Origin of the sequence: Flagellatimonas centrodinii (assembly GCF_016918765.2) — a bacterium.
Classification (GTDB): Bacteria; Pseudomonadota; Gammaproteobacteria; order Nevskiales; family Nevskiaceae; genus Polycyclovorans; species Polycyclovorans centrodinii.
This window is the reverse complement of record NZ_CP092104.1, coordinates 1,833,923-1,860,093: the sequence shown is the minus strand read 5'-3', so window position 1 is coordinate 1,860,093 and position 26,171 is coordinate 1,833,923. Positions and strand designations below refer to the sequence as shown.

Here is a 26,171-nt window from a genome sequence, read left to right as displayed (position 1 = left end):
CTCGGCATATGATTATCGCATGATCCGTCCTTTGGCCCTGACCCTCTGCCTGCTCGTGGCCGGCGCCGCCCTTGCCCAGGATGCCCGCAAGATCGCTGAGGCCGAGCGCGAGCTGGCCACGGTTCAGGCGCGAATCGAGTCCGTTGGCAGCGAGATCCGCGACGACCGCCGCAAACAGGATCGCCTGCAGCACGATCTGCAGGCCGCCGAGCAGGCCATTGCCGAAGCCACGGCACGGCTCAAGTCACTGGATCGACAGTTGGTGGAGCAGGCACGGTCTGTGGAGGCCAGCCGACAGGAGCAACATCAGGTAGCCGCCTCGGTGCGGGCGCAACAGACAGCGCTGGCCCGCCAGCTACGCGCTGCACATGTCATGGGGGATCGTCCGCAGACCCGGCTGCTTCTGAACCAGGATGACGCCCTCCAGTTGTCCAGGGTAATGACGTTTTTCGGCTACCTCAACGCGGCGCGAGCTGAACGCATCGCTGCCCTGCGCGATGAGATCGAGCGGCTGCGCACGGTCGAGGCCCGGCTCGATGCGGCCCGTCAGGCGCTGGCAGCCTCACGGACCGAACAGGCCTCCACGGTGGCACGGCTGGACCAGCGGCGTGGTGAGCGACGTGAAGCGGTGCGCGCACTCGAAGCCCGTATCCGCGACCGCGGGCAGGCGCTGAAACAGTTGCAACGGGACGAAGCGGCCGTCCAGAAACTGCTGGCGTCGCTGACCGACATTCTCGCCGACATCCCCATCAACATCGGCAAGAACACGCCGTTTGCCCAGTCCCGCGGCAAGCTGGTGCCGCCGGTGCGTGGCAAGGTCCTGGCGGCATATGGTCAGGCCAAGGGGGGAACCGGCCTGCGCTGGAAAGGCCAATGGCTGGCCGCCACCAGCGGCAGCACGGTGCGCGCCGCCGCCAGCGGCCGGGTGGCCTACGTCGGCTGGATGCACCGCTACGGGCTGATGGTGATCCTGGAACACGATGGCGGCTATTACACCCTCTATGGCCACGCCGACGCTGCCGATGTCCGCCTCGGGCAGTGGGTACAGGCCGGCGACCGCATTGCCCGTGCCGGCACCAGCGGCGGACACCGGGACAGCGGCGTCTACTTCGAGGTTCGCAAGGGCAAGAATGCGATCGACCCCAGGCCCTGGCTGTCGCGATAAGCGGGGCGCCCGGGCCTGCCGGGATGCCTGTGGTATCTTCAAATGCTTCCGGGCTCTGGCCCCATCCTCAACGTCTACCGGACTTTCTTCCATGTCCCTGCTCTCCCGTACCTCGCTCGCTCTGGCGGCGGGTGTCCTGCTCGGTACCGGGCTCTCACTGACCCATGGTGTGCTCGCTGATCGCGGCACTGCGGGGACAGAAACACTGCCGCTGCAGGATCTCCAGACCTTCGTCGAGATCCTCAACCGGGTGAAGACCGAGTACGTCGAGGAAGTCGACGACAAAACCCTGCTTGAGAATGCGGTGCGCGGCATGCTCACCGGTCTCGATCCGCACTCGGCTTTCCTCGATGCCGATGAGTTCAAGGACATGGGTATTGCCACCAGCGGCAAGTTCGGCGGTCTCGGGATCGAGGTGCAGATGTACAACGGCTTCGTCCGCGTGGTGTCACCGATCGACGATACGCCCGCTGCCCGCGCCGGGGTACAACCGGGGGATCTCATCGTCAAGATCGACGACAAGCCGGTGAAAGGCATGGAGCTTTCAGAAGCAGTGGATCTGATGCGCGGTGAGCCCGGCACCCAGATCAAGCTGGTGATCGCCCGTGAAAACGTACCGCAGCCGGTCAACATCGAGTTGACCCGTGACATCATCAAGGTGACCAGTGTCCGCGGTCGCCTGCTGGCGCCCGAACTGGGCTACGTCAGGATCAGCAGCTTCACCACCGAAACCGGCCGCTCTCTCAACTCCACGCTGAAAACGCTGGCAGGCGAGGTCAAGGGTGGCCGTCTGTCCGGGCTCGTACTCGATCTTCGCAACAACCCTGGCGGGGTGCTGGATGCCGCGGTACAGGTCTCCGATGCGTTCCTCGACAAGGGGCCTGTGGTGTCGATCCGTGGCCGTGATCCGCAAAGCGGCCGCGAATTCAATGCCGAGCCGGGCGATGCTCTGGAGGGCGCACCGATTGTGGTGATGATCAACGCCGGATCCGCCAGCGCTTCGGAGATCGTCGCCGGTGCGCTCCAGGATCAGCGCCGCGCGATCATTGTTGGCACCAAGAGCTTCGGCAAGGGCTCGGTCCAAACCATCATGCCACTGACCGACGCTTCGGCCATCAAGCTCACCACGGCGCGCTACTACACCCCATCGGGCCGCAGCATCCAGGCGGACGGCATCGAGCCCGACGTCACCATCCGACCGCTCAAGGTGGCCGAGAACCAGGATGAGGGCTTCACCCCGATCACCGAGGCCGACCTGCGCGGTAGCCTGAAGAACGAGAACGGGGACAACGGCAAGGCCGACGATGCGGCATTTGTCGAGGAAGAGGCCCTGGCCGAACGCGACTATGCCCTGTACGAGGCGCTGAACCTGCTCAAGGGCCTGGTCGTATCCCGCCGCTGACCTGAGGCGCCCCGGGGGGCCGCGCTACCACTCGATCAGCGCGGCACCCCAGGTCATGCCACCACCCACGGCTTCCAACAGCACCCGCTGTCCGCGCTGGATCCGGCCGTCGCGCACCGCAACGTCGAGTGCCAGCGGCACCGAGGCCGCCGACGTGTTGCCCTGGTGCGACAAGGCAATCACCACCCGCTCGCGGGGCAGCCCGAGCTTGTCCGCGGTCGCCAGAATGATGCGTTCATTGGCCTGATGCGGGACCAGCCAGTCGATGTCGGCACCGGTAAGCCCGTTGGCCTTGAGCACCTCGTGACAGACGGATTCCAATGCCCGCACGGCAAAGCGGAATACCGCCTGTCCGTCCATGTGGACCACCGCGTGTGACTGCATCTTGCCATCGGTGAGGTGGCCGGGCACCTGCAGAATGTGCGCCTGACTGCCATCGGAATGCAGATGCGTTGAGCGGATGCCGGGATGCTCACTGCGGCCCAGCACGACCGCGCCGGCTCCATCGCCGAACAGCACGCAGGTACGCCGGTCGCTCCAGTCGAGCAGCCGCGAAAAGACCTCTGCCCCGACCACCAGTGCATGCCGGGCCTGGCCACTGGCGACAAATTTGTCGGCCACCGCCAGGGCGTACAAAAAGCCGGTGCAGACCGCCTGGACGTCGAACGCCGCACCGCGCGTCCCCAGCCGTGCTTGCAGCAGACAGCCGGTGGACGGAAACACCATGTCCGGTGTGGTGGTGGCACAGACGATCAGATCGATATCCTGTGGCTGCAAGCCGGCGGCTTCGATCGCCCGCGCGGCCGCCACGGCCGCAAGATCGACGGTGCCCTCCCCGTCAGCGGCAACATGCCGGGAGCGGATCCCGGTCCGGGCGAATATCCACGCATCGGAAGTCTCGATGCGGGACTCCAGTTCCGTATTGTGCACCTGTCGTACCGGCAGGTAGCTGCCCGTACCGAGCACGCGTGACCACATCATGCTCAACTCCGTCGCAGGGCGCGCCAGGCGGCGCCCAGGGACAACAACAGCAGCAAAGGCAACGGCCACACCGGCAGCCGACCCTCCACCACCGGCGATGCCAGCAGACAGGCCGCCAGCAGCGCACTGCCGGCGGCGATCATCCAGCGATTACGACGGCCATTCCCGTCGATGGCGAGCAACAAGGCCTGCTGCTGACGGACGGCCGCCGCCCCACCGAGGCCTTCACCCCGCTCCAGACTGCGCAGGCTGCGCTCGACCAGCAGCGGCAACGATTGCGTCAGCAGCGGCAACTGGTAGCGCGCCTTTTCGATCAACGCCGCCGGCCCCAGTCGCACCCGCATCCATTCTTCCATGATCGGCTTGGCGGTCTTCCACAGGTCCAGTTCGTCGTATAGCTGGCGTCCGAGGCCTTCGACCTGTAGCAAGGTCTTCTGCAGCAACACCAATTGCGGTTGCACTTGATAGTTGAAGCGACGGGCGATCTGGAACAGTCGCAGCAGGAAAAAGCCGAAGGAGATGTCCTTCAACGGACGCTGGAAAATCGGTTCGCAAACGGTGCGGATGGCCGCCTCGAAAGCCTCCACCCGGGTCTCCGCCGGGATCCATTCACTTTCCACATGCAGCTCGGCGATCCGTCGGTAGTCGCGGTTGAAGAAGGCGAGAAAGTTCTCGGCGAGATACCGCTGATCCTGTGGCGTCAGGGTGCCGACAATACCGAAGTCCACCGCCAGATAACTCGGATGAGCAGGATCTGCAGCATCGACAAAGATGTTGCCCGGGTGCATGTCGGCGTGGAAGAAATTGTCGCGGAAGGTCTGCTTGAAGAAGATCTCGACCCCGCGTTCCGCCAACACCTGGAAGTCCACTCCGAGCGCCCGCAGTCGGTCCAGCTCGCGGATCGAGATGCCACCGATGCGCTCCATCACCAGCACGTCGGGGCGGGTGAACTCCCAGAACACCACCGGATGGTAGATCAGTGGACTCCCCAGCCAGTTGCGGCGCAACTGGCTGCAGTTGGCGCCTTCCCGCATCAGGTCCAGCTCGTCAATCAGAATGGTTTCGAACTCGGCCACCACCGCCCGAGGCCGCACCCGTCGCGCTAGCGGTGACAGACGCTCGGCCCAGGTCGCCAGCGTGTACAGGAGGGCGATGTCCTTGCGTACGGCTGCCTCGATGTCCGGACGGATGATCTTCACCACCACCTCGATCCCCGGCGACCCGCCGTCGCCATGCAAACGGGCGCCGTGGACCTGGGCCACCGAGGCGGCCGCAATCGGCGTGTCGTCAAAGGCCGCAAACAGCTCCGACACCGGCTTGCCCAGCGAGCGCTCGACGATGGCGCGCGCCTGCTCCGACGGGAACGGCGGTACCCGGTCCTGCAGCTTGGCGAGCTCCAGCGCGATGTCCGGCGGCACGATATCCGGGCGCGTCGACAGTGCCTGGCCGAACTTGATGAACACCGGACCCAGGTGCTCCAGCGCCAGGCGCAGGCGTTCGCCGCGCGGTCGTGGGTCACGCGATGGCTTGCCACCGTAGAACTCGCGCAGGCCGAAGCGCCGCAGGGTTGCGTGGATATGCCAGAGCCGGCTGATCGAACTCATCGTCCGGCTCCGGTCGATTCCAGCCGACGCAGCCGCGCCTCAAGACGATCAACGCCATCGCGCAGCAGATCCACGTGGTCCATCCAGTCCTCCACATCCGGGCGACGGGCGAGGTCGTAGGTTTCTTCCCGCAGATACTCCGCCGTATTCGTCCCCAGGGTCTGCGCAGTCCGCCGGCCCCAGCCCAACAGGCCCTGCAGGACTCGGCTGGCACGGTGGGCAGCGCCGTCACCCAGCCAGGGCGCCAACCATTCCTCGATGTCGACGCCAACGCCACCCACCATGGCAGCGAAGCGGCGTAACAATTCGGCGTCACCGCGCACGCTCAACCCTTGCGCCGAGAACGGTAGCCCACGGGCCATTTCGGCGGCCCGCAGCCCCAGCTGGACCAGGCTGCCGCTGAGCTCGGCATCGGTATCGGGCGTGCGTTCGTCGGCGCCCACTCGCACCGTGCCCGGCAAACATTCGAAGACGAACCGCCACTGCAGGGGCGTGATCTCGAGACCGATGCGACGGCCGCGCAGCCGCTCCAGTTCGGCCAGCGCGGCCGGTTCGAGACGCAGGTAACGGTTGAGGGCGACCTCCAGCGCGGCCGCCAGCGGCGGCGGTGTCATTCGAGACGATACCCGCGGTGGACGGCGACGATGCCGCCGGTGAGGTTGTAGACCTGAACCCGTGCCAGTCCGGCATTTTCCATCATGCCCTTGAGGGTGTCCTGATCAGGGTGCATGCGGATCGATTCGGCCAGATAGCGATAGGACTCAGCATCATTGGCGACCAGTTGCCCCATCCACGGCAGGATCTTGAATGAGTACTGGTCGTACACCTTCGACAGCGGCGCCAGCAGGGGCTTGGAGAACTCCAGCACGATCAGTCGGCCACCGACTTTCAGGCAGCGCGTCATCGAGCGCAGCGCGGCATCCTTGTCGGTGACATTGCGAAGCCCGAAACCGATGGTGATGCAGTCGAAGCTGCCCTCGGCGAACGGCAGACACTCGGCGTTGGCCTGCGCCACTGGTACCCGCACCAATCCATCGTCCAGCAGCCGCGAGCGCCCTTCACCGAGCATCGCCGCATTGATGTCGGACAGCACCACCAGGCCGGACTCGCCGGTCTGCCGGGCGAACGCGCGGGCGAGGTCACCGGTGCCCCCGGCGACATCGAGCACCCGCTCACCGCGGCGGACGCCGGCAAGATCAATGACGAAGCGTTTCCAGACGCGATGGATGCCCAGCGACATCAGATCATTCATGACGTCGTACTTGCGGGCAACGGAGGTGAACACCCCGGCCACACGCCCCTGCTTTTCACCCACCGGCACCTGCTGGAACCCGAAATGGGTGGTGGTGTCGCGTTCGCCTGCCATGACCGCCCTGGATAGAACCGAAGCCGCATTGTAGCCGCCCCACCGGGACGACCACCCGATCATCCGTCAGGGCCCGGACGCAGGGCGCGCAGGGTGATCACATCGCGGTCGCGCGACATCCCGGCTGCTGCAAGCCGATCAAGGTAGCGGGCCCATAGGGTCTCGTACTCGCGAGCCAGGCGGTCCAGCACATCCCAGCTGAACAAACCACTGTCGTGACCATCGTCGAACACCAGCCGCACCGCGTAATGACCGACCGGCTCGATGCGATCAAGCCCCACCGCCCGCCGGCCACCGACCAGCAAGGGCTCGCTGCGACCGTGGCCCCACAGTTCAGCGCTCGGCGAGTACACCCGCAGAAATTCGAACGGCAAAGCCACCACACGGTCATCGGAAAAGGTCACCTCCAACACCCGCAGGCTACGACGGGCCTTCAGGCCGGTGATGCGCATCAAAGGATGTAGCGGGACAGGTCCTGATCGTCCGCCAGAGCCGCCAGCCGCTGGTTGACGTAATCAGCGTCAATGACGACCGCATCCTGCTGCTGGTCCGGCGCCTCGAACGCCAGGGCCTCCATCAGGCGCTCCATCACCGTATGCAGGCGGCGGGCACCGATGTTCTCGGTGCTCTCGTTGACCTGCCAGGCGATCTCGGCAAGGCGACGAACACCATCCTCGGTGAAACTGACGGTCAAGCCCTCCGTGGCCATCAGCGCCTTGTACTGCTCGGTCAAGGCGTAGTCGGGTTCGGTGAGGATGCGGACGAAATCTTCTGTCTTCAGCGCTTCCAGCTCGACCCGGATCGGCAGGCGTCCCTGCAGCTCCGGGACCAGGTCCGAGGGCTTGGCCAGGTGGAAGGCGCCACTGGCGATGAACAGGATGTGATCGGTCTTCAGCGAGCCGTGCTTGGTGGTGATGGTGCTGCCCTCGATCAGCGGCAGCAGGTCCCGCTGCACCCCTTCGCGCGAGACGTCGGCGCCGTAGGCTTCGCCCCGTTTGCAGACCTTGTCGATCTCATCGAGAAACACGATGCCATGCTCCTCCACCCGCTGGATCGCGGTGCTGCGGATGGCCTCCTCATCGACCAGCTTGGCGGCTTCCTCGTCGATCAGCTGGCGCAGGGCATCGCGGATCTTCATCTTCTTGGTCTTCGGTTTGCCGCCACCCAGATTCGAGAACATCGACTGCAGCTGCTGCGTCATGTCCTCCATGCCCGGCGGCCCCATCAACTGGACGTTGGGCGAGAGCCCGCTCAGTTTGATCTCGATCTCCTTGTCATCCAGCCGCCCTTCGCGAAGCTGCTTACGGAAAACCTGCCGAGCTGCACTGCTTTCACTCTGGCGCGTACTGGATGCCTCGCCGAAATCCTGCGGTGGGGGGAGCAGTACATCCAGCACTCGCTCTTCGGCCGCAGCCTCGGCACCGGCGCGCTGGGCCCGCATCGCCTGCTCGCGCGTGTCCTTGATCGCGATGTCGACGAGGTCGCGGATGATGGAATCGACATCCTTGCCGACATAACCAACTTCGGTGAACTTGGTCGCCTCGACCTTGATGAAGGGTGCATTGGCAAGCTTCGCCAAGCGCCGGGCGATTTCGGTCTTGCCGACGCCGGTGGGGCCGATCATGAGAATGTTCTTGGGCGAAATCTCGGCGCGCATCGGCCCTTCCACCCGTGACCGCCGCCAACGGTTGCGCAAGGCGACCGCCACCGCCCGCTTGGCGTCGGCCTGGCCGATGATGTGCTTGTCGAGCTCGCCGACGATCTCACGGGGGGTCATGACGGTACCGGTGCCGGTGTCGACGCTCATTCGAAGCTCTCGAGGGTCAGCGAGTGATTGGTGTAAATGCAGATGTCTGCCGCGATATGCATGGCCTTCTCGACGATCTCGCGGGCGCCCAGATCGGTGGCTTCGACCAGCGCACGCGCTGCTGCCTGCGCATAACTGCCACCCGACCCGATCGCCATCACCCCGTGCGGCTCGGGTTCCATGACGTCGCCGTTGCCGGTGATCATCAGGGCCGTTTCGCGGTCCGCCACCAGCAACAGGGCTTCCAGCCGTCGCAGGGCACGGTCGGTCCGCCAGTCCTTGGCCAGTTCCACTGCAGCGCGGGTGAGCTGCCCGCCATGCTGTTCCAGCTTTGCCTCGAACCGTTCGAACAGGGTGAAGGCATCCGCCGTCCCCCCGGCGAACCCGGCGATGACCTGGTCGTGATAGAGCCTGCGCACCTTGCGCGCGTTGCCCTTGATGCAGGTATTGCCCATGGAGACCTGACCATCACCGCCGATGGCGATCTTGCCGTCCTTGCGGACACAGAGAATGGTGGTGCCGTCAAACTGCTTCATGATCAAAGGTGCCCCGGCACCGAGGGATGCGTGCGTTCATGCCTCCAGAGTGGGGACAGCCACGCCGGCTTTCAAGCGTCGCCCTCGTCTGCCGGGCGCTTTCGTGCCCGGGGGTGCGTACGGTCATAGACCTCCGCCAGCCGGCGGAAGTCGACCTGGGTGTAGATCTGGGTAGTGGCGAGGTTGGCATGACCGAGCAGTTCCTGGACGGCCCGCAAGTCACCGGCATCTTCGAGCAGGTGGGTGGCGAAGGCATGCCGCAGGCGATGCGGGTGCAGATGACTGCCGAGGCCGCTGCGTGTCGCCCAGGCCTTCAGCGCCTGCGCGATCCCGGTGCGCGACAACCGGCCACCGCGCGGGTTGAGGAACAACGCCGGTTCCGGCCCGCGCAGCCACTGCTGGCGCAGTGGCAGCCAGGCGTCCAAGGCCGACCGCGCCTTGCGACCGAGCCAGACCAGCCGCTCCTTGCGGCCCTTGCCGACAATCCGCAGTTCGGTCTGACCGTCGGCCACCGCCGCCACGTCGAGGGTCTGCAACTCGGCCAGCCGCAACCCGGTGCTGTAGAACAGCTCGACCAGGGCCAGGTCGCGAAGTGCGCGCGTGCCCTCGGCTGGCTGGTCCAGCGCCTGCCCCAACACCTCGGCATCGATGACCTGCGGCAACTTGCGCCGGTGTCGCGGCGCGCGCACGCCGACCGCCGGGTTGCGATCGCCGAGACCGCGCTGCAGCCGATGCCGATAGAAGCCCCGCAATGACGACAGGTATCGCTGCAGGCTGACCGGCTGGTGACCGTCGCGGTGCAAGCGCATCATCCAGGCCCGGACCTGGTGAACGGTGACGGCCTCGGGTTCGAGCGTCTGCGCCCGGGCACAGTGGTCGACAAACCCCGCAAGGTCGCGCCGGGTCGCCTCGACGGTGTGCGGTGACAGCCGGCGCTCGTCGGTCAGTACCGCCAGGTACTCGGCCACGGCGCGCCCGAACGGCGAGGTCGCGGCTTCCATCCGCCTACCCCAGGCGGGCGCGCACGGCCGCCGCCACCAGCTCCGCGATCATCTCCAGGAACAGCTTGCCCTGGCGTGGCTGGAAGCGTTCCGGGTCGCGCGAACCGAACGCCAGCATGCCGAGATATTTCTCTTTCTCCAGCGGCACCACCGCCGCCGACTGCAATGTCTCCTCGGCCCGCGGGAACAGCAGCCGGGCGCGGGCCTCGGTGATCGGTCCGCATTCGATCAGACGGGTGCGAAAGAAATTCTCGAAGGCCTTGGCGACCTTGCCCTCGGCCTCGATGGGGGTCAGCCCATCAATATCCGAGCGCTTGTAGTACGCGTTGTTGAGGCCGATGAACACTTCGTCGATATCAAAGTCTTCACGCAACACCTGGCGCAGGCCCGCCACCACCGCGGCCAGCGAGGGGGCGCGGATCAGGGTGCGTGCCAGCCGATGAACGTTGCCGGCCCGACCTTCGTTGTCGCGGGCGGCATCAGTCAGACGTGACAGCCGCGACTCCAGCCTTTCGTTGCGTGCGCGCAGCAGGTCCACCTGGCGTTCCATCAACGATACGGCCGAGCCGGCGCGATGCCGCAACTCCAGCGTTTCCAGCACCTCCGGATGCCGGCTCAACAGGTCCGGATGGCGGGTCAGAAAGGCCAGCACGGCGCCCTCGTCGACGGCCGCTGCCACAACCTCGTCGGCATCGTTGTTCTCGTTGGGGCTCCCCGCTTCACTCACAGCAACTCTCCTTGAAAAACGGTTTCGACCGGTCCGGTGAGCCAGACCGGTGCATCCCCACCGGCCCAGTCCACGCGCAGGGTGCCACCGGGCACGGTCAACTGCACCGACGGACCGAACCAGCCCCGGCGCTGCCCGGCGACCGCAGCCGCACAGGCACCGCTGCCGCAGGCCAGCGTCTCGCCGGCGCCACGCTCGAACACCCGCAAGCGGCCGGCATCGGGCGCGGTCACCTGCAGAAACCCGACGTTCACCGACTGCGGAAACACGGGCAGCGCCTGCAATGCCGGCCCCAATATGGTGACCGGCGCCTGATCGACATCGTCGACCCGGATCACCGCATGCGGGTTGCCCATCGACAGCGCATCGAATGCCACGGCGCCGAAATCGGGCAGGTCCACTGCATAGGGCATGCCGAGGGCGATGGGGACCTGTTCGGGCGCGAACATCGGCGCGCCGAGGTTCGCCCGCACCTGGCCATCGGAGAGGTGCTCCAGTTCCAGCACCCGGGTCTGGGTCCGCACCCGCAGATGATCCTTGGTCGACAGGCCCTGCGCCCGGACAAACACAGCCAGACAGCGCGCGCCGTTGCCGCACTGCCCCACCTCGGAGCCATCGGCGTTGAAGATGCGGTAATCGAAGTCGACATCCGGCTGGCCGGGGGCCTCCACCACCAGCACCTGATCGCAACCGACGCCATAGCGGCGGTCGGTCAGCCGCCGCAACAGACGGGCATCCGGCACGAACGGCGCGCGGGTGGCGTCGATGACAACGAAGTCATTGCCGGCACCGTGCATCTTGCTGAATCGCAGCGTCATCCGGCCATTCTATTGGCCGTCCCGACAAAAACCCACCATTGCGGGTCCGGTCAAATCGCGGGCAACCACGCCAGGATGCGATCCGCCAGCAATTCGCCGGCATCTTCCTGGATGAAATGGCCGGCGCCGCGAAGGATGTCGTGCGGTTGCCCGCGCGCGCCGGGGATCTGTGCCTGCAGCAGACGGTCGGCGCCGCGCATGATCAGGTCCCCGGCCCCGAACAGGGTCAGCGTGGGCTTGTGCCACCGTGCCAGCGCGTCCCAGCTGGCGCGATTGGCTGGCACCGCGGGGTCGGCAGGGGTGGTCGGCACCAGCCGCGGAAACGCGCGCGCAGCCGCCAGATAGTCCACGCTGGGAAACGGCGCATCGTAGGCGGCGCGCACCGCGGGGTCGACCCGCCGCAGGCAACCCGCCTGAACGATCCGCCCCACTGGAAACCACGGGCTGTGCAGGGCGAAGGCCCGCCACAGGCGGAATGCCAGTGGCACCGGCTGCTGGGCGGTGGGAAGAAAACCGTTGGCAATCACCAGTCGCGTGAAACGCGATTCCTCCAGCGGCGCGATACGCAGACCCAGCAGCGACCCCCAGTCCTGGCAGACCAGGGTGACATCCCGCAGGTCGAGTCGCGCGAGGAAGCCGCGCAGCCAGTCGGCGTGGCGCTGATAGCTGTAGTCACCGAGATCGGGCAGCTTGTCGGAGCGCCCGAAGCCGATCAGGTCCGGCGCCACGGCGCGGTAGCCGGCTGCTGCGAAGCGCGGAATCATCTTGCGATACAGGTAGCTCCAGGTCGGCTCGCCATGCAGCATCAGCACCACGGGCGCCGCCGCCGGGCCCTCGTCGACGTAGTGCATGCGCAGTCCGTCAAGATCGACGTAGTGCGGCTCGAACGGAAAATCCGGCAAGCCCTCGAAGCAGGCGTCGGGGGTTCTCAGAACGCGCATGGCGCTTCTCCTGGCGTGGGGCCTCTGACTCGCGGAGCCCGCATTATGCGCAGCCTGCGGGCTTTTGACCGGCTCAGGGGCCCATGCTACAACCGGCGCAACTCTCGCGAACGATGGCAAGGAGCAGCTGGGTGAAAGTGCTGGCGGCGGATATCGGCTTCGGTTACACCAAGGCCACGGACGGGCGGCAGTTCCAGACCTTCAAGTCGGTTCTGGGTGAGCCGAATGAAGCACAGTTCACCGACGTGCTGGTGGCCGGCCAGAAATCGCCGCCACGGCATTTCATCGTCGGCGACGAAGCTTACTTCGTCGGGGATCTTGCGGAGACCCAGTCACGGGGCCGTCATTTCACCCTGGACCCCCAGCAGTTCCTGTCGAAGTACGCCAAGCAACTGGCGCTGGCCGCACTGGCGCCGATGGTGCCGGACGGCGAGCCGGTCCGCCTGGTGACCGGGCTCCCGATCAGCTTTTTCCGCCGCTACCGTGAGGCCATTACCGCACTGCTCCGCGGTCGTCATGCGCTGACCATGGTCCACGCCGATGGCAAGCGCGAGGACAAGCAGGTCTACATCGATCAGGTCCGGGTGATCCCGCAACCCTTCGGCAGCCTCTTCAACCTGATGTTGAACGACCTCGGCAAGGCGGCCTCACAGCGCTTCGTTTCCCAGAAGATCGGCATTGTCGATGTCGGCTTTCGAACCGCCGACTTCACCATCAGCGACCGCACCCGCTATTCCGAACGCGGCAGTCTGTCGACCGATGCCGGCATCTCCACCGCCTACGCGCAGGTGGCAGCGCATTTGCAGGAGCGCTCGGGCATCACCGTCGAGCTGTTCCGTCTGTACGAAGCGGTCAGCCGCGGCAGTATCAAGATCAAGGGCAAGACCCACGACGTCAAACCGGTGGTACAGCAGGCGTTCCAGCAACTGGCGCAGCGCATTGCCACCGATGTCAATCGCCAGTGGGCTGACGACTGGGATATCGACGCCATCGTCATTACCGGCGGTGGCGGCCAGGTGCTGGCGCCGTTTCTCGCTGCCCAGCTGGAGGGCGAGGTGCTGCCGGTCCCGACCGACAGCGACGCCCGGCTCACCAATGTCACCGGCTACTACAAGTACGGCGTGCACCTTTGGGGCGAGAGCGCCCCATCGGCCACCCCCGGGTCAGCGCCCGGCGGCTGATTTGCGGCGGGGCGTCGTGGCACGCCGCGCAGGCTTGCGCTTGAGCCCGGCCAGCTGTTCGAGGGTGTCGAGCTCCTCGCCCATATACACCGCCAGGCGCTGCATGTGCGGCAGGGTGTCGCGACAGCCGGTGAGACCGACATTGAACTGGCCGGCGTAGCTGACCACCGTGATGTTCAGCCCCTGACCGTGTGACAACAGCGACACCGGGTACATCTGCTCCAGCCGCGCGCCATTGAAGTACAACGGCTCGGTGGGGCCCGGCACGTTGGAAATGGTCACGTTGAACATGGGTCGCGTCTTGCCGCCCAGACCCGCCAGCAATTGCAGGATGAACGGCGCCATGAACAAGGCGGTGTAGTTTTCCAGCCCCGCCTTCGGCAGCTGCTGCAGGTGCTGTTTGGCCACCTCGGTGGAGCGATGGATGGAGTGCAGGCGGGTGAGCGGGTCGGCCAGATGGGTATTGAGATTGGCGATGATGAAGCTGATGGCATTGCCGGTTTCATCATCATCGGCCGGGCGAATCGACACCGGTATCCCAGCCGTCAGCGGCTGCTCGGGCAAGGCCTGAATCTCGTCGAGGTAGCGCCGCATGGCGCCCGCACAGAGGCCGAGGAAGACATCATTGACGGTCACCCCGACGGCCTTGGCGACCGCCTTGACCCGGTCCAGCGGGTAGTACTGGGTGGCAAAGCGGCGTTGTCCCGACACCCGCCGGTTGAGGATGGACGCCGGGCCGCTGAACGGCAATGCCTCGGCTGAATTGGCCCGCTTGAAGTGCTCGGTCACCAATCGTCCTAGCGCCTTGCCGACCTGCGGCGCGGTCTCGAACTGCTGTCGTACCGCCTGTTTCAGCATCTGCATCAGCGGTCCGCGCGGCGTCGGGGTGCGGGTCCGCGGGCCACGACCGATCGCCCACGGCGGCGGCAGCGCGGAGGCCTTGGGATCCGGCACCATCATTTTCTGCAGCATGCGCATGCCGCCGACGCCATCGACCAGCGAGTGATGCATCTTCATGTACAGCGCAAAGCGCCCGTGCTCCAGCCCTTCGATGATGTGGGCTTCCCACAGCGGACGGTTGAAATCCATTGGGTGCGAGTGCAACCGCGAGATCAGGACCCCCAGCTCGCGTTCGCCACCCGGCCGCGGCAGCGCCGAATGCCGCAGGTGGTAATCGAGATCGATCTTGTAGGCGGTTTCCCAGGTCGGCAGGACCCCCTTGAGCCCAGGGTTCTTCAATCGCTGGTTGAACGGCGCGGCGAAGCTCGGGGTATCCCGAAGGTGTTCGAACAGCGTGTTGATGAAGCCTTCGGGCGCGTCCGCCGGCAACGAGAAGATCGCCAGACACCCGACGTGCATCGGTGTCTCCGTGGTGTCGACGTACAGCCACGCGGCGTCCAGCGGCTTCAGCATGGTCATGATCGCTCCCCTCATGTAATGGACATTTTCCCGACAGTGTAGCCCTCGAGACGCCGGGCTTGGGCTTCTGCCCGTCATGGCCCTATACTCGAACAATCGTTTGATTAGAAGTCGAGGAGCCAGCCATGAACACCGCCGTCTCGTACCTGCCGAACGCGGGTTCCGCCAACCTGTCGGATATCCGCCGGGTTTTTGATCGTCAGCGTGAGACCGCCCTGCGGCTGCGCACCTCCACCGCGGCCGAGCGGATCGCCCGCCTGAAACGGCTCAAGGCGGTGGTTCAGGCGCACAGCGAAGCCCTATACGAAGCCGGATACCAGGACTTCAAGAAGCCGCCGATCGAGGTCGATCTCACCGAGATCATGCCGATCGTTGCCGAAATCAATGACGCCGTCCGCCACATCCGCAAGTGGATGAAGCCCCAAGGCGTTTGGCCGACCCGGATGATGATGGGGACCAAGAGCTGGGTCCGCTACGAGCCCAAGGGCCGGACGCTGATCATCTCGCCCTGGAATTATCCGGTGAACCTGAGCCTGGGGCCCCTGGTCTCGGCGATTGCTGCCGGCAACACGGCCATCATCAAGCCTTCGGAAATGACGCCGCACGCTGCCGCGGTGATCAGCAAGATCGTTCGTGAGGTCTTTCCGGAAGATGAAGTCGCCGTCTTCGAGGGCGAAGTGGAAGTCTCGACCGAGCTGCTCAGTCTGCCGTTCGATCACATCTTCTTCACCGGCTCGCCGGCTGTTGGCAAGATCGTGATGGCTGCCGCCGCCAAGCACCTGACCAGCGTCACGCTTGAGCTGGGGGGCAAGTCGCCGACCATCGTCGATTCCAGTGCCGACCTCAAACTGGCCGCGCGCACCATTCTCTGGGGCAAGTACACCAACAATGGTCAGACCTGCATTGCCCCCGACCACATCTACGTCCACGAGTCGGTGAAGGACGCGTTCGTCCAGGCCTGCGTCGAGGTGATCAACAGCACCTACGGCGCCGATGCCGCAGCGCAGAAAGCCAGCCCCTTCCTCGCACGTGTGGTCAACAGCCGGCATACCGGTCGCATCAAGAGCCTGCTCGATGATGCGGTGGAACGTGGCGCCCGAACCCTGTGTGGCGGTGATGTCGACGTCGACGACTGCTATGTCGCCCCGACCCTGCTGGATGGCATCCCCGATGACGCCAAGATCATGAGCGAGGAGATTTTCGGGCCACTGCTGCCGATCATCGGCTACCGCTCGCTGGACGAGGTGATCGCCCGCATCAACGCCGACCAGAAACCGCTGGCGCTGTACGTCTGGAGCAAGACCGAGGCGAACATTGACAAGGTCATCGAGAACACCAGTTCCGGTGGCGCCTGCATCAACCATGCGGTGGTGCACTTCCTGCACATGAACCTGCCGTTCGGTGGCGTCAACAATTCCGGCATCGGCTCCGGTCATGGCCATTTCGGCTTCAAGGCTTTCTCGCACGAACGGGCCATCGTCCGCACCCGCTTCATGATGGCGCGGATGTTCTTCCCGCCGTATACCGAGACCTCACGCAAGCTGGTAAAGATCGTGATGAAGACCTCGATCTGATCCACCAGCGTTATTGCAAAGGCCGGGCACTGCCCGGCCTTTTTTGTGGACAGCGCGGGACGCGACCGCCGCATCGGGCATGGCCCCGCGACAAATGTCACACTACCGCCACAACGCGAGTGTCCGCCCGAGCGGACCCGGCAACACACTCTGGAGGAGCACCATGTATCGTCAACTCGTTGGCATCGGCCTGCTGGCGGCCATCCTCAGCGCCTGCGGCGGCGACACCACCGCCATCGACAACCTGGGGCAGAACGGTGAGGGCGGCGACATCCGCGTCAGCATCACCCGCACCACCTACGGCGTACCGCACATCAAGGCAGACGACTACGAAAGCCTGGGGTACGGCAACGGCTATGTGCAGGCACAGGACAACCTCTGTCTGCTGCTCGACGAATATCTCACCTTGCGCGGGGAACGCGCCCGCTACTTTGGCCCGGACGGCACCCACACCATCTTTGCCAACGATTCGGTGGCCAACAACGTCGATAGCGATTTTTTCTGGAAATTGGTGGCACGCGAGCAGGCCATCGCACCGCTGCGCGATGCCCTCGACCCCGACCCGCGCGCTGGCACCGAAGGTTTCGTGCGCGGCTTCAACCGCTACCTCGCCGAACTGCAGGATGGACAGCATCCAGGCCGGCATGCGGCCTGTGCGCAGGCCGAGTGGGCCCAGCCGATCACCCTTGACGACATGCTTCGCCGCTACCTGCGGCTGACGGTCCTGGCGTCCTCGTCGGTGTTCGTCAGCGGCATTGGCAGCGCCCGCCCGCCGCTGCTGGGCGTGGTGCCGAACCTGGTCGACATCCCGTTGCTGGAGTCGACCCTGGCGAAGAACCGGGGTCCGTTCGAATTCTTCCAGGATCGCAAGCTGGGCTCCAACATGTACGCCATCGGACCGCAGGGCTCGGCGGAGGAGAGCCCGCTGCTGTTCGGCAACCCGCACTTCCCCTGGGAAGGCACCGAGCGACTCTATCTGACGCACCAGACCATCCCCGGCAAGCTGAATCTGATGGGTGCCGCACTGTACGGCGTGCCGCTGTCGTTGATCGGCTTCAACGAACATGTGGCCTGGAGTCATACCGTTTCCACCGCCTACCGCTTCACCCTCTACGAACTGACCCTGGTCCCGGGCCGGCCGACAGCCTACCTGTACGACGGGCAGATTCGCGAGATGGAGGCGGTGCCGCTGAGCATCCAGATCCGGCAGCCCGACGGCGGGCTCAGCTCGATGTCGCGCACCCTCTACCGCAGTCACTTCGGGCCGATGATGAAGCTGGAGGTGGCCGGCATCAACATTCTGGCCTGGACCCCGCTCAAGGCCTACACGCTGCGCGATGCCAATGCCGAGAACACGCGCTTGATCAACCACTTCTTCCGATGGAACCAGGCGCGTTCGCTGGCCGAGTTCAAGCAGATCCAGGCCGAAACGGTTGCCGTACCCTGGGTCAATACCGTGGCCACGGGACCGGAGGGCAATGCCTACTACGCCGATATCACCACCGTGCCCAACGTGCCGGATGACCTGGTCAGCCGCTGCACCACCAGCGTCCTGGCACCGGTGGTGGCGCTGGCGGCCCCCGGGCTGCCGCTGCTCGACGGCTCGCGCGCCGACTGCGAGTGGCTCACGGATGCCGATGCCCCGGCCCCCGGGATCTTCGGTGCCGGCAACCTGCCCGTGCTGGAACGCGCGGACTGGGTGGGCAACTTCAACGACAGCTACTGGCTCACCCACCCGGACGAGCCGCTGACCGGCTTCGCCCGCATTATCGGCGACGAGGAAGCCGAACGCTCACTGCGCACCCGTCTCGGCATTCTCAAACAGTTGCGCCGACTCGATGGCAGCGACGGGCAGTCCGGCAACCGCTGGACCCGCGAGCAGCTCAAGGCCAGCGTGCTCGACAGCGCGATCTACTCTGCCGAGCTGGCGCGCGACGACGTCGTGGCCACCACCTGTGATGGCGCAGCCGATGACCTTGCCAGGGCCTGCGCGGCCCTTGCCGGCTGGGACATGACCAACAATCGAGACAGCCGCGGCGGACATCTCTGGCGCGAGTTCTGGCGTGATGCCTCCGGCACGCTCGGCTTCTGGCAGACGCCGTTCTCGCTGGAGGACCCCGTCAACACGCCGCGCGACATCAATGCCGGTGGCGTGGGCGTTCGCCGAGCGCTGACAGATGCCACCACGCGCGTCAGCGAGTCCGGTTTCGCGTTCGATGCCCGCATGGGGGATATCCAGCGCTCCGGAGTGACCGACCGCAACATCGAACTGTTCGGTGGGCTCGGCAACACCGACGGCGCCTTCACCATTGCCAGCAGTCCGCGCTTGAGCAGCGCCGGCTACCCGGTGGACTTCGGCAACAGCTACATCCAGGTGGTGGGGTGGACCCGCGCTGGCGAGGGCTGGCTGCCGGAAACCGACGGCTTCATCACCTACTCCCAGTCAACCGATCCCGCCAGCCCCTGGTTCGATGATTTCACCCGCGCCTATTCGGACAAGGCCTGGCACCGGTTCCCGTTCACGCCGGAGGCCATTGACGCCGCTGCAGTCGAGCGGCTGACACTGACGACGCCCTAGCCTCCTGCCCCGGGCCCCGCCTCCAGCGGGGCCCGGAGGCGCTCAGCGTTCGCCGGAGAGCTCGACCAGGGTGCGCCCGACCGTGGTGCCGGCGACCTGCTCCTCGCAGGCGGCGGGCAGCCCATCAAGATCAACGGTCCGCGTGACCAGGCGGTCGAGATGTCGGAGCTTCCACGGGCCGGCAAGCTGCTGCCAGATGGCCTCGCGCCAGGGCCGAGGGACGTCGACCGAGTGGATGCCGAGCAGCGAGACCCCCCGCAGGATGAACGGCATGACCGTGGTCTCCAACAGGTGGCTCTGGGCGAGACCGATGCTGCCGATGTTGCCCCAGGGGCGCACTGTCCGGGTCAGCCAGGTGAGGGTGTCGCCGCCGAGGTTGTCGACCGCCCCACCCCACAAGGCTTTCTCCATCGGTTTGCTGCCGAGTTCAACCGCCTGCCGGGCCACCACGGCATGTGCCCCCAAGGCTTTCAGGTATTCGCCGTGAGTATCGGCCTTGCCGGTGATCGCATGCACTTCGAAACCGGCAGCGCTGAACAGGTCAAGTGCGATGCCGCCCACCCCCCCGGTGGGCCCGGTCACCGCAATCGGCCCCATCTCCGGGGTCTGGTGGTTCTCCAGCATGCGGCGCAGCGCCATTGCCGCGGTGAAGCCGGCCGTGCCGATGGCCATGACGTCACGGAGGTCGAGACCGTCGGGCACCGGCACCACGGCGGAGGCCGGTACCCGCGCCATCTGGGCAAAACCGCCGTCCAGTGACTCGCCGATGTTGCACCCCGTCACCAGCACGCGGTCACCCGGCTTGAACGTCGGGTCACTGCTCTCGGCAACGATGCCCGACAGGTCGATTCCGGCGACTTTCGGGAACTCCCGCATGATCCTGCCCTTGCCGGTCACGGCCAGCGCATCCTTGTAGTTGATACCGGACCAGGCGACGCGGATCACCACTTCGCCGGGGTTGAGGTCGTCCAGCTCGATGGCATCCACCCGGGCGATTGTCGTCTTGCCTTCCTGGTGAATGCGCATTGCACGAAATGCCGTCATGTCGGTTGTCCGTCAGAATGGAGGGGTCCGATTCTGCCAGAGCCGCTTGCTTTCATGGCCCAATACACCCGCAATCCGCCGCTGAACCCCGAAGACCTGCTCCCCGACCCGCTGGCCCAGCTGCTGCTCTGGATTGATGCGGCCGGCGCTAGCGGCATGCTGGAGCCGACCGCCATGACCCTGGCGACCGCCAGTGCCACAGCAGCCCCGTCGGCCCGGGTGGTGCTGTTCAAAGGGCTGCACGAAGGTCAACTGACGTTCTACACCGACTATCGAGGGCGCAAGGCCGCCGAGCTGGCCGCCAACCCGCAGGCCGCCGCAACCTTCTGGTGGGACCAACTTGAACGACAAGTGCGGGTCGAAGGTCTGGTGCAGAAGCTGCCCCGCGCGATTTCGGCCGCCTATTTCGCCAGCCGCCCCCGCACCTCCCAGCTCGGCGCCCATACCTCGCGACAGTCGGCCGTGGTGGACGCGCGCGATACCCTCGACAGCCGGCTGTTGGCGGTCACCGCCCATTTCGAGGGCCAGGACATCCCTTTGCCCGATCATTGGGGCGGCTACGGCCTGCTGCCGTCGGTCATCGAGTTCTGGCAGGGACGTGGCGGCCGCTTCCACGACCGCCTGCGCTACCGGCGTGGCGATGCCGGCTGGCATGTTGACCGGCTGGAGCCCTGACACCCAGCCGTGGCCACCACCGGGCGGCCGTTAGGTCGCGGTTCAGCGGCCAAGGTTTATCATCGTCCTTCCTTTGATCCAAGATTTGCCATGCGCCTGCTGACCCACGTGCTCCCCGTTGCCCTGATCACTGTCGGGCTGGTCATGGCCTGCTCGACCTCTCCCACCGGCCGAACCCAGTTGCGGCTGGTCGGCGACGAGCAGTTGTCGCAGATGGGCGTCACCGCCTTTACCCAGATGAAGCAGGAAATGCCACTGGCGAAATCGTCCGCCACCCGCAGCTATGTCGATTGCGTGGCACGCGCTATCACCGCACAAGTCCCATCGCGGGTGGCGTGGGAAGTCCAGACCTTCGAGAGTAAGGACGTGAACGCCTTCGCCCTGCCGGGCGGCAAGATCGGCGTCTACACCGGTCTGCTCGAGGTGGCGTCCACCCAGGATCAGCTGGCCGCGGTCATCGGTCACGAGGTGGCGCATGTGCTGGCCGGTCACTCTGCCTCGCGGGTGTCCAACGAGATCGCCACCCAATTCGGCATGCAGATCTTCTCGGCCACGACCGGCTACAACCCGGAATTGGTCGGACTCGGCGCCAACCTGCTGGTCCTGCTGCCATTCTCCCGTGGCGACGAAAGTGAGGCCGATATCCTCGGCCTCGACTACATGGCACGCGCCGGTTTCGACCCCCGCGCAGCCGTCACCCTATGGCAGAACATGGCACGCGCCAGTGGGGGCAAGGCCCCCGCAGAATTCATGTCGACGCACCCGTCGAACGACTCCCGCATCCGCGACATCACCGCACAGTTGGGCACCGTCCTGCCGGTGTACCAGCAGGCGCGAGCGGCGGGGCGCAACCCCGGCTGCAAACGTTGAAGTCTAGGGTCCGGCCGGCGTGACTCAGGCCGGTACCGCGATGCCGGCCCCGGCAACGAAGTGACAGGCGACCGCAGCGCCGGCTCCGGTGCGATTGAGGCCGGGCACTCGCCGCAGGCAGTCGTCCTCGGCGAGTGGACAGCGCGAGGCGAAAACACAGCCCGGGGGCGGTGAGCCGGCCGATGGCAATTCACCCGAAAGGGGTTCAGCAACCAGACCCGCACCCGGCACTGACGCCATCAGCGCCCGCGTGTACGGGTGCCGTGGCTGTGCGAACAGGATTTCCGATGGCGCCTGCTCCATCACCCGGCCCAGATACATCACCATGACCCGTTGTGCGAGGTGACGCACCACCGCCAGATCGTGGGCGATGAACAGCATGGCCAGCCCGGTTTCGCGCTGAAGCGCGGCCAACAAGTTGATGATCTGCGCCTGGACCGACACGTCAAGCGCCGATACCGGTTCGTCACAGATCAACACCTTCGGCGATACCACCAGCGCACGGGCAATCCCCACCCGTTGGCACTGCCCCCCGGAGAATTCATGCGGATACCGGTTGCGTAGTGCAGCGGAGAGCCCGACGCGCTCCAGCATGGCCAGAACCCTCGACTGCCGCTCGCCCGCACCGAGTTCGGGACAGAGCGCCTGCAATGGCTCTTCGACGATCTCGCCAATGGTCATGCGAGGATCAAGGCTGGCCAGCGGGTCCTGAAAGATGAATTGCACGTGGCGCCGCTGCTCACGCCACCGTGCAGCGCTGGCACCCACCATTTCCTGCCCGAGCACCCGTATCGAGCCGCCGGAAGCCGGCTGCAGGCCCACTAGCGCCCGCGCAAGAGTCGACTTGCCACAGCCTGACTCACCGACCACCCCCAGCGTTTCACCAGCTGTCAGATCGAAATTGACATCCTCAACGGCGCGAACCACCCCCCCGGACTGCCACGGCAACGCAGCCGGGAGCGGGTAATGCACCCGCAACCGACGAACCTGCACCCTCAGCGTATCCATGATGGACACCCAGCCCGCGTGAGGGGTATGACCGGCACGATGGTGGCGATGCCGACGCGCGCGGCTACTGCAGCAGGCTGCGCAGCATCCAGGCGGTCTTCTCGTGAACCTGGAGGCGTTGCGTCAGAAGATCGGCCGTCACCTCGTCACTGCCGGCCTCGGCCAGCGAAAAAATGCTGCGGGCGGTCTTGGCGCAGGTCTCGTGCGCCTTCACCAGTTGGCGCACCATTTCCAGAGCCTCAGGCACGCCGGTCTCTTCTTCCACGCTGGAAAGTTCAGCGTACTGGCGATACGAACCCGGTGCCGGAAAGCCGAGCGCGCGGATACGTTCGGCCACCTCATCAACCGCCAGGGCCAACTCGGTGTAGTGGGTTTCGAACATCGTGTGCAAGGTGTTGAACATCGGACCCGTCACGTTCCAGTGGAAGTTGTGGGTTTTCAGGTAGAGCGTGTATTCATCGGCAAGCAGCCGGCTCAGTCCGTTGGCAATGGCACCGCGACTGTCCTTGGGAATACCGACGTCCATCTTCGGGGCTTTGATCTTTGCCATCTGGAACTCCTTTTTTCAGACTGTTGGCTAAGGCTACGCGCCTGAGTTCGATACTTCAAATGAATTGTCGAGATATCTTCGATAGTGATAACCAATCATGCGCCCCCCCATTTTCGCAGGCGATATCCTTCGAAGATATCCGCCGCAGGGACCCGTGGATACCACTGGAAACGACGCTGGAACAGGCTGCCGTCAATCACCGCCGGATAGCGGAAGTGCGGAATCAGATGAGGCGGAAAGAAGGTGCCCCAATTCAGCGCCCGACTCACCAGCCGAGGCAGAATCGCCGGGGCTGCCAGCACCGGCAGCCGGCGGCAGCCGCTGAGCCGGAACGCCTCCTGTAACGGGACGGTCTCGTCCGGCGCCACGTTGTAGGTCCCCGGCCGCTTGCCACGAAAGGCCAGAACCATGGCATCTGCCATGTCATCCACGTGCAAAAACTGCATGACCGGCGAGTGCCCGAGCAGGACCGGTACTACTGATCGCGACAGCAGCAGCGCCATGGTGTTGCGGACACCGGGGCCAACAATATTGCAGGGCCGCAACAAGGTCATGTTGAGCTGCGGCACCTGCGCCGCATAGTGCTCGGCAAGGCGCTCCAACTCGACCGCATCCACCAGGTCCTCGACCGGATCCTCGGCGCGACCATCGTAACCTTCGACAATCAACGACGGGTTGTCGGCGCGGGCACCGTAGACCAGATAAGTGCTGTGGACCAGCACCTGGGAGACCTCATGAAGGCAACACTGCTCGAGTAACTGGCGAGTCCCCAACACGTTGGCGTTGTAACGCGCCATCCGGCTCTGCTCATGCGTGAACACCCGCCCGATGTGAATCACCGCATCAATGGCGTGCTCACGAAATACTTCGGCAAACCCCTGACGCCGCATGTCGAGGAGGTAGGACGGCACCCCCGTTGGCAGCATGGCCTGCCTGCGGGTGTCGACCCCGACCACGCGTGCGGTCGACGACAGGCGCTGGATCACCCGTCGGGCCAGCGCACCGGCTGCGCCAGTCACCAGGATCGTGGGCGGTGCGGCAACATCGGTCGACATCGAACGGTATCCGCAGTGACGGGCCAACCCGAAACGTATGTCAAAACGACGCTGAGCGACAGGGGGTCAGAGGGTTGGCTGTTGCAACTGCCACAGACGTGCATAGGCGCCGTCCCGTGCCAGCAAGCTGGCATGGTCTCCGCGTTCGGCGATTCGGCCATCCGCCAGCACGAGAATCTCGTCGGCATCGGTCACCGTCGACAACCGGTGCGCGATCACCAGGGTCGTCCGCGCCTCTGCGGCCTCCCGCAAAGCGGTCAGGATGGATTGCTCAGCGCCTGAGTCCAGGGATGAGGTCGCCTCGTCGAGAATCAGGATCGGCGGATCCTTCAATAGCGCCCGGGCAATGGCAACCCGCTGCTTTTCTCCGCCGGACAGCTTGAGTCCCCGTTCCCCCACCTGGGTATCGAGCCCGCGCGGAAGTCGGGCGATGAATGGCGCCAGATGCGCCTGCGCGATCGCGCGCTGCAGCGCTTGGTCATCGGCTTCGGGGCGGCCATAGCGGAGATTGTCGCCGAGTGTTGCGTTGAACAGGACCGTGTCCTGCGGCACCACCGCAATGTGCTGGCGCAGGCTATCGAGCTGGCAATCGCGGAGGTCGACGCCGTCGACCAGAATCCGGCCCTGATCGACATCGTAGAAGCGGAACAACAGTCGGGCCAGTGTCGACTTGCCGGCGCCACTGGGCCCCACCACCGCCACCTTCTGCCCGGGTGAAATGCGGAAATCGATGCCATCGAGTATCGGTCGCTCCGGGTGATAGCCGAAGCGGACCCCCTCGAAACGAATCCCCGGACGCGACACCCGCAACAGACGCGCCTGCGGACGATCGACAATCCGTGGCGCACGATCCAGCAGTGAGAACATGCGTCCCATGTCAGTGAGGGCACGACGGATCTCGCGATAGACGAAGCCCAGAAGGTTCAACGGGATGAACAGTTGCATCATGAACGCATTGATCGCGACGAAATCGCCGAGGCTGAGACGCCCAGCCGCTACGCCCTGCGCCGCCAATATCATCATGGCCGTCATCGCAACCGCGATGATCAATGCCTGTCCGCTATTGAGACCGGCCAAGGTCACCCGACTCTGCACCTGGGCTTGCTCCCATTGCTGCAGTGCCTCGTCGTAGGCGCGGGCTTCAAATGCTTCGTTATTGAAATACTTCACCGTCTCGTAGTTGATCAGGCTGTCGATGGCGCGGGTGTTTGCCTCGGCATCAAGGCGGTTGGCCTCACGCAGAAAGCGGGTGCGCCACTGGGTCACCACCACCGAAAATCCGACATAGGTCACCACCGCCGTCACCGTTATCACGGCGAATCCGGGGCCGAATTGGGTCAGCAGGATGATCGCCACCAGCCCGATCTCCAGCAGGGTCGGCACAATGTTGAACAGCAGGAAGCGAAGCAGGAAACTGATGCCCGCCATGCCCCGCTCGAGATCGCGGGACAGCCCCCCGGTACGTCGGTCAAGATGAAATGCCAGCTCGAGCTGATGCAGGTGCTGCAAAACCCGACCTGCCGCGCCGCGGACCGCCCGCTCACCCACTCGCCCGAAGATGACGTCTCGCAGCTCGCCAAACAGCACGCTGGCGAGTCGCAGAGCCCCATAGGCGAGCAACAGCCCCAGCGGCGCCACCAGCAATGGCTGCTCACCGCTACGGTCGAGCGTATCGACCAGTTGTTTCATCAGCAGTGGCAGCGCAACGGTGGCGAGCTTGGCCGCAACCAGAAATGCCAACGCCAGCAGAATGCGGCGCCAAAACGGCTTCAGGTCGGGAATCAGGCGTCGCAGGATGCGCCAATCAATCGTCGCGGTTGAAGCGTCGACGGATTCGCCACGGTCGACGGAGTGGCGATGCCCGCGCAT

23 protein-coding genes and 1 pseudogene are annotated in these 26,171 nt (G+C 65.3%); 7 read left to right on the top strand and 17 right to left on the bottom strand.

All coding sequences use genetic code 11. The annotated features are described in order from the left end of the window. The first annotated feature begins 19 nt into the window (after positions 1-19). Both JN531_RS08725 and JN531_RS08720 read left to right on the top strand, forming a co-directional pair. Complete coding sequence (locus tag JN531_RS08725) at positions 20-1,165, top strand: murein hydrolase activator EnvC family protein (protein ID WP_228348482.1); 1,146 nt, start codon at positions 20-22, stop codon at positions 1,163-1,165. A gap of 91 nt (positions 1,166-1,256) precedes the next feature. After that, positions 1,257-2,567, top strand: coding sequence for a S41 family peptidase (locus JN531_RS08720; protein WP_228348481.1), 1,311 nt, complete (start codon positions 1,257-1,259; stop codon positions 2,565-2,567). Between the two features lie 24 nt (positions 2,568-2,591). On the opposite strand, the gene JN531_RS08715 is transcribed toward JN531_RS08720, so the two are convergent. The 11 genes from JN531_RS08715 to JN531_RS08665 form a co-directional block, all read right to left on the bottom strand. Then, the gene (locus tag JN531_RS08715; protein WP_228348480.1) at positions 2,592-3,548 is read right to left on the bottom strand and encodes a beta-ketoacyl-ACP synthase III; all 957 of its coding nucleotides are present in this window, start codon (positions 3,546-3,548) and stop codon (positions 2,592-2,594) included. 2 nt (positions 3,549-3,550) lie between these two features. Beyond that, a complete protein-coding gene (gene ubiB, locus JN531_RS08710) occupies positions 3,551-5,152 on the bottom strand; it encodes a ubiquinone biosynthesis regulatory protein kinase UbiB (RefSeq protein ID WP_228348479.1) in 1,602 nt (533 codons plus the stop codon). After that, positions 5,149-5,766, bottom strand: a complete 618-nt coding sequence (locus JN531_RS08705; protein WP_228348478.1) for a ubiquinone biosynthesis accessory factor UbiJ — start codon at positions 5,764-5,766, stop codon at positions 5,149-5,151. Before JN531_RS08705 ends, ubiB begins: the two co-directional genes overlap by 4 nt. After that, positions 5,763-6,518 (bottom strand): bifunctional demethylmenaquinone methyltransferase/2-methoxy-6-polyprenyl-1,4-benzoquinol methylase UbiE, encoded by a 756-nt coding sequence (gene ubiE, locus JN531_RS08700; protein ID WP_228348477.1) that lies wholly within the window; start codon positions 6,516-6,518, stop codon positions 5,763-5,765. Before ubiE ends, JN531_RS08705 begins: the two co-directional genes overlap by 4 nt. Positions 6,519-6,577: 59 nt before the next feature. Then, the gene (locus tag JN531_RS08695; RefSeq protein WP_228348476.1) at positions 6,578-6,970 is read right to left on the bottom strand and encodes a gamma-butyrobetaine hydroxylase family protein; all 393 of its coding nucleotides are present in this window, start codon (positions 6,968-6,970) and stop codon (positions 6,578-6,580) included. Then, entirely contained in the window at positions 6,970-8,295 is a 1,326-nt protein-coding gene (hslU, locus tag JN531_RS08690) for an ATP-dependent protease ATPase subunit HslU (protein WP_436233314.1), read from the bottom strand. Before hslU ends, JN531_RS08695 begins: the two co-directional genes overlap by 1 nt. A 26-nt stretch (positions 8,296-8,321) precedes the next feature. Beyond that, positions 8,322-8,861, bottom strand: coding sequence for an ATP-dependent protease subunit HslV (gene hslV / locus JN531_RS08685; protein WP_228348474.1), 540 nt, complete (start codon positions 8,859-8,861; stop codon positions 8,322-8,324). Between the two features lie 71 nt (positions 8,862-8,932). Beyond that, a complete protein-coding gene (locus tag JN531_RS08680) occupies positions 8,933-9,862 on the bottom strand; it encodes a tyrosine recombinase XerC (protein WP_228348473.1) in 930 nt (309 codons plus the stop codon). A gap of 4 nt (positions 9,863-9,866) precedes the next feature. Next, complete coding sequence (locus JN531_RS08675; RefSeq protein ID WP_228348472.1) at positions 9,867-10,589, bottom strand: DUF484 family protein; 723 nt, start codon at positions 10,587-10,589, stop codon at positions 9,867-9,869. Next, on the bottom strand, positions 10,586-11,407 hold the full coding sequence (gene dapF / locus JN531_RS08670) for a diaminopimelate epimerase (RefSeq protein WP_366522372.1): 822 nt from the start codon (positions 11,405-11,407) through the stop codon (positions 10,586-10,588). Before dapF ends, JN531_RS08675 begins: the two co-directional genes overlap by 4 nt. A gap of 50 nt (positions 11,408-11,457) precedes the next feature. Then, positions 11,458-12,348 carry a haloalkane dehalogenase gene (locus tag JN531_RS08665; protein WP_228348471.1) on the bottom strand — a complete coding sequence of 297 codons (891 nt, stop codon included), beginning with the start codon at positions 12,346-12,348 and terminating at the stop codon, positions 11,458-11,460. A 131-nt stretch (positions 12,349-12,479) separates the two neighbouring features. Here JN531_RS08665 and JN531_RS08660 point away from each other — a divergent pair, with 131 nt between their 5' ends. Further along, positions 12,480-13,529, top strand: coding sequence for a ParM/StbA family protein (locus tag JN531_RS08660; protein ID WP_228348470.1), 1,050 nt, complete (start codon positions 12,480-12,482; stop codon positions 13,527-13,529). Here JN531_RS08660 and JN531_RS08655 read toward each other — a convergent pair. Continuing rightward, on the bottom strand, positions 13,512-14,948 hold the full coding sequence (locus JN531_RS08655) for a WS/DGAT/MGAT family O-acyltransferase (protein WP_228348469.1): 1,437 nt from the start codon (positions 14,946-14,948) through the stop codon (positions 13,512-13,514). The genes JN531_RS08660 and JN531_RS08655 overlap by 18 nt on opposite strands. A gap of 119 nt (positions 14,949-15,067) precedes the next feature. Here JN531_RS08655 and JN531_RS08650 point away from each other — a divergent pair. Together JN531_RS08650 and JN531_RS08645 are read left to right on the top strand one after the other, a co-directional pair. Further along, positions 15,068-16,522: pseudogene (locus tag JN531_RS08650) on the top strand (aldehyde dehydrogenase family protein); the annotation flags it as partial. A 163-nt stretch (positions 16,523-16,685) separates the two neighbouring features. Then, positions 16,686-19,100 carry a penicillin acylase family protein gene (locus JN531_RS08645; RefSeq protein ID WP_228348467.1) on the top strand — a complete coding sequence of 805 codons (2,415 nt, stop codon included), beginning with the start codon at positions 16,686-16,688 and terminating at the stop codon, positions 19,098-19,100. 42 nt (positions 19,101-19,142) lie between these two features. Here the strand turns inward: JN531_RS08645 and JN531_RS08640 are convergent, their stop codons facing one another. Further along, positions 19,143-20,144 carry an acrylyl-CoA reductase family protein gene (locus tag JN531_RS08640; protein ID WP_228348466.1) on the bottom strand — a complete coding sequence of 334 codons (1,002 nt, stop codon included), beginning with the start codon at positions 20,142-20,144 and terminating at the stop codon, positions 19,143-19,145. A gap of 54 nt (positions 20,145-20,198) precedes the next feature. Here JN531_RS08640 and pdxH point away from each other — a divergent pair, with 54 nt between their 5' ends. Both pdxH and JN531_RS08630 read left to right on the top strand, forming a co-directional pair. Then, a complete protein-coding gene (gene pdxH / locus JN531_RS08635; RefSeq protein ID WP_228348465.1) occupies positions 20,199-20,819 on the top strand; it encodes a pyridoxamine 5'-phosphate oxidase in 621 nt (206 codons plus the stop codon). A gap of 90 nt (positions 20,820-20,909) precedes the next feature. Further along, on the top strand, positions 20,910-21,689 hold the full coding sequence (locus JN531_RS08630) for a M48 family metallopeptidase (protein WP_228348464.1): 780 nt from the start codon (positions 20,910-20,912) through the stop codon (positions 21,687-21,689). A gap of 24 nt (positions 21,690-21,713) precedes the next feature. Here JN531_RS08630 and JN531_RS08625 read toward each other — a convergent pair whose 3' ends face one another. The 4 genes from JN531_RS08625 to JN531_RS08610 all read right to left on the bottom strand — a co-directional run bounded on the left by JN531_RS08625 (position 21,714) and on the right by JN531_RS08610 (position 26,171). Beyond that, positions 21,714-22,697, bottom strand: coding sequence for an ABC transporter ATP-binding protein (locus tag JN531_RS08625; RefSeq protein ID WP_228348463.1), 984 nt, complete (start codon positions 22,695-22,697; stop codon positions 21,714-21,716). Positions 22,698-22,761: 64 nt separating this feature from the next. Then, positions 22,762-23,223 (bottom strand): Dps family protein, encoded by a 462-nt coding sequence (locus JN531_RS08620; RefSeq protein WP_436233313.1) that lies wholly within the window; start codon positions 23,221-23,223, stop codon positions 22,762-22,764. 119 nt (positions 23,224-23,342) lie between these two features. Continuing rightward, a complete protein-coding gene (locus tag JN531_RS08615) occupies positions 23,343-24,302 on the bottom strand; it encodes an NAD-dependent epimerase/dehydratase family protein (protein WP_228348461.1) in 960 nt (319 codons plus the stop codon). A 66-nt stretch (positions 24,303-24,368) separates the two neighbouring features. Continuing rightward, positions 24,369-26,171, bottom strand: coding sequence for an ABCB family ABC transporter ATP-binding protein/permease (locus tag JN531_RS08610; protein ID WP_228348460.1), 1,803 nt, complete (start codon positions 26,169-26,171; stop codon positions 24,369-24,371).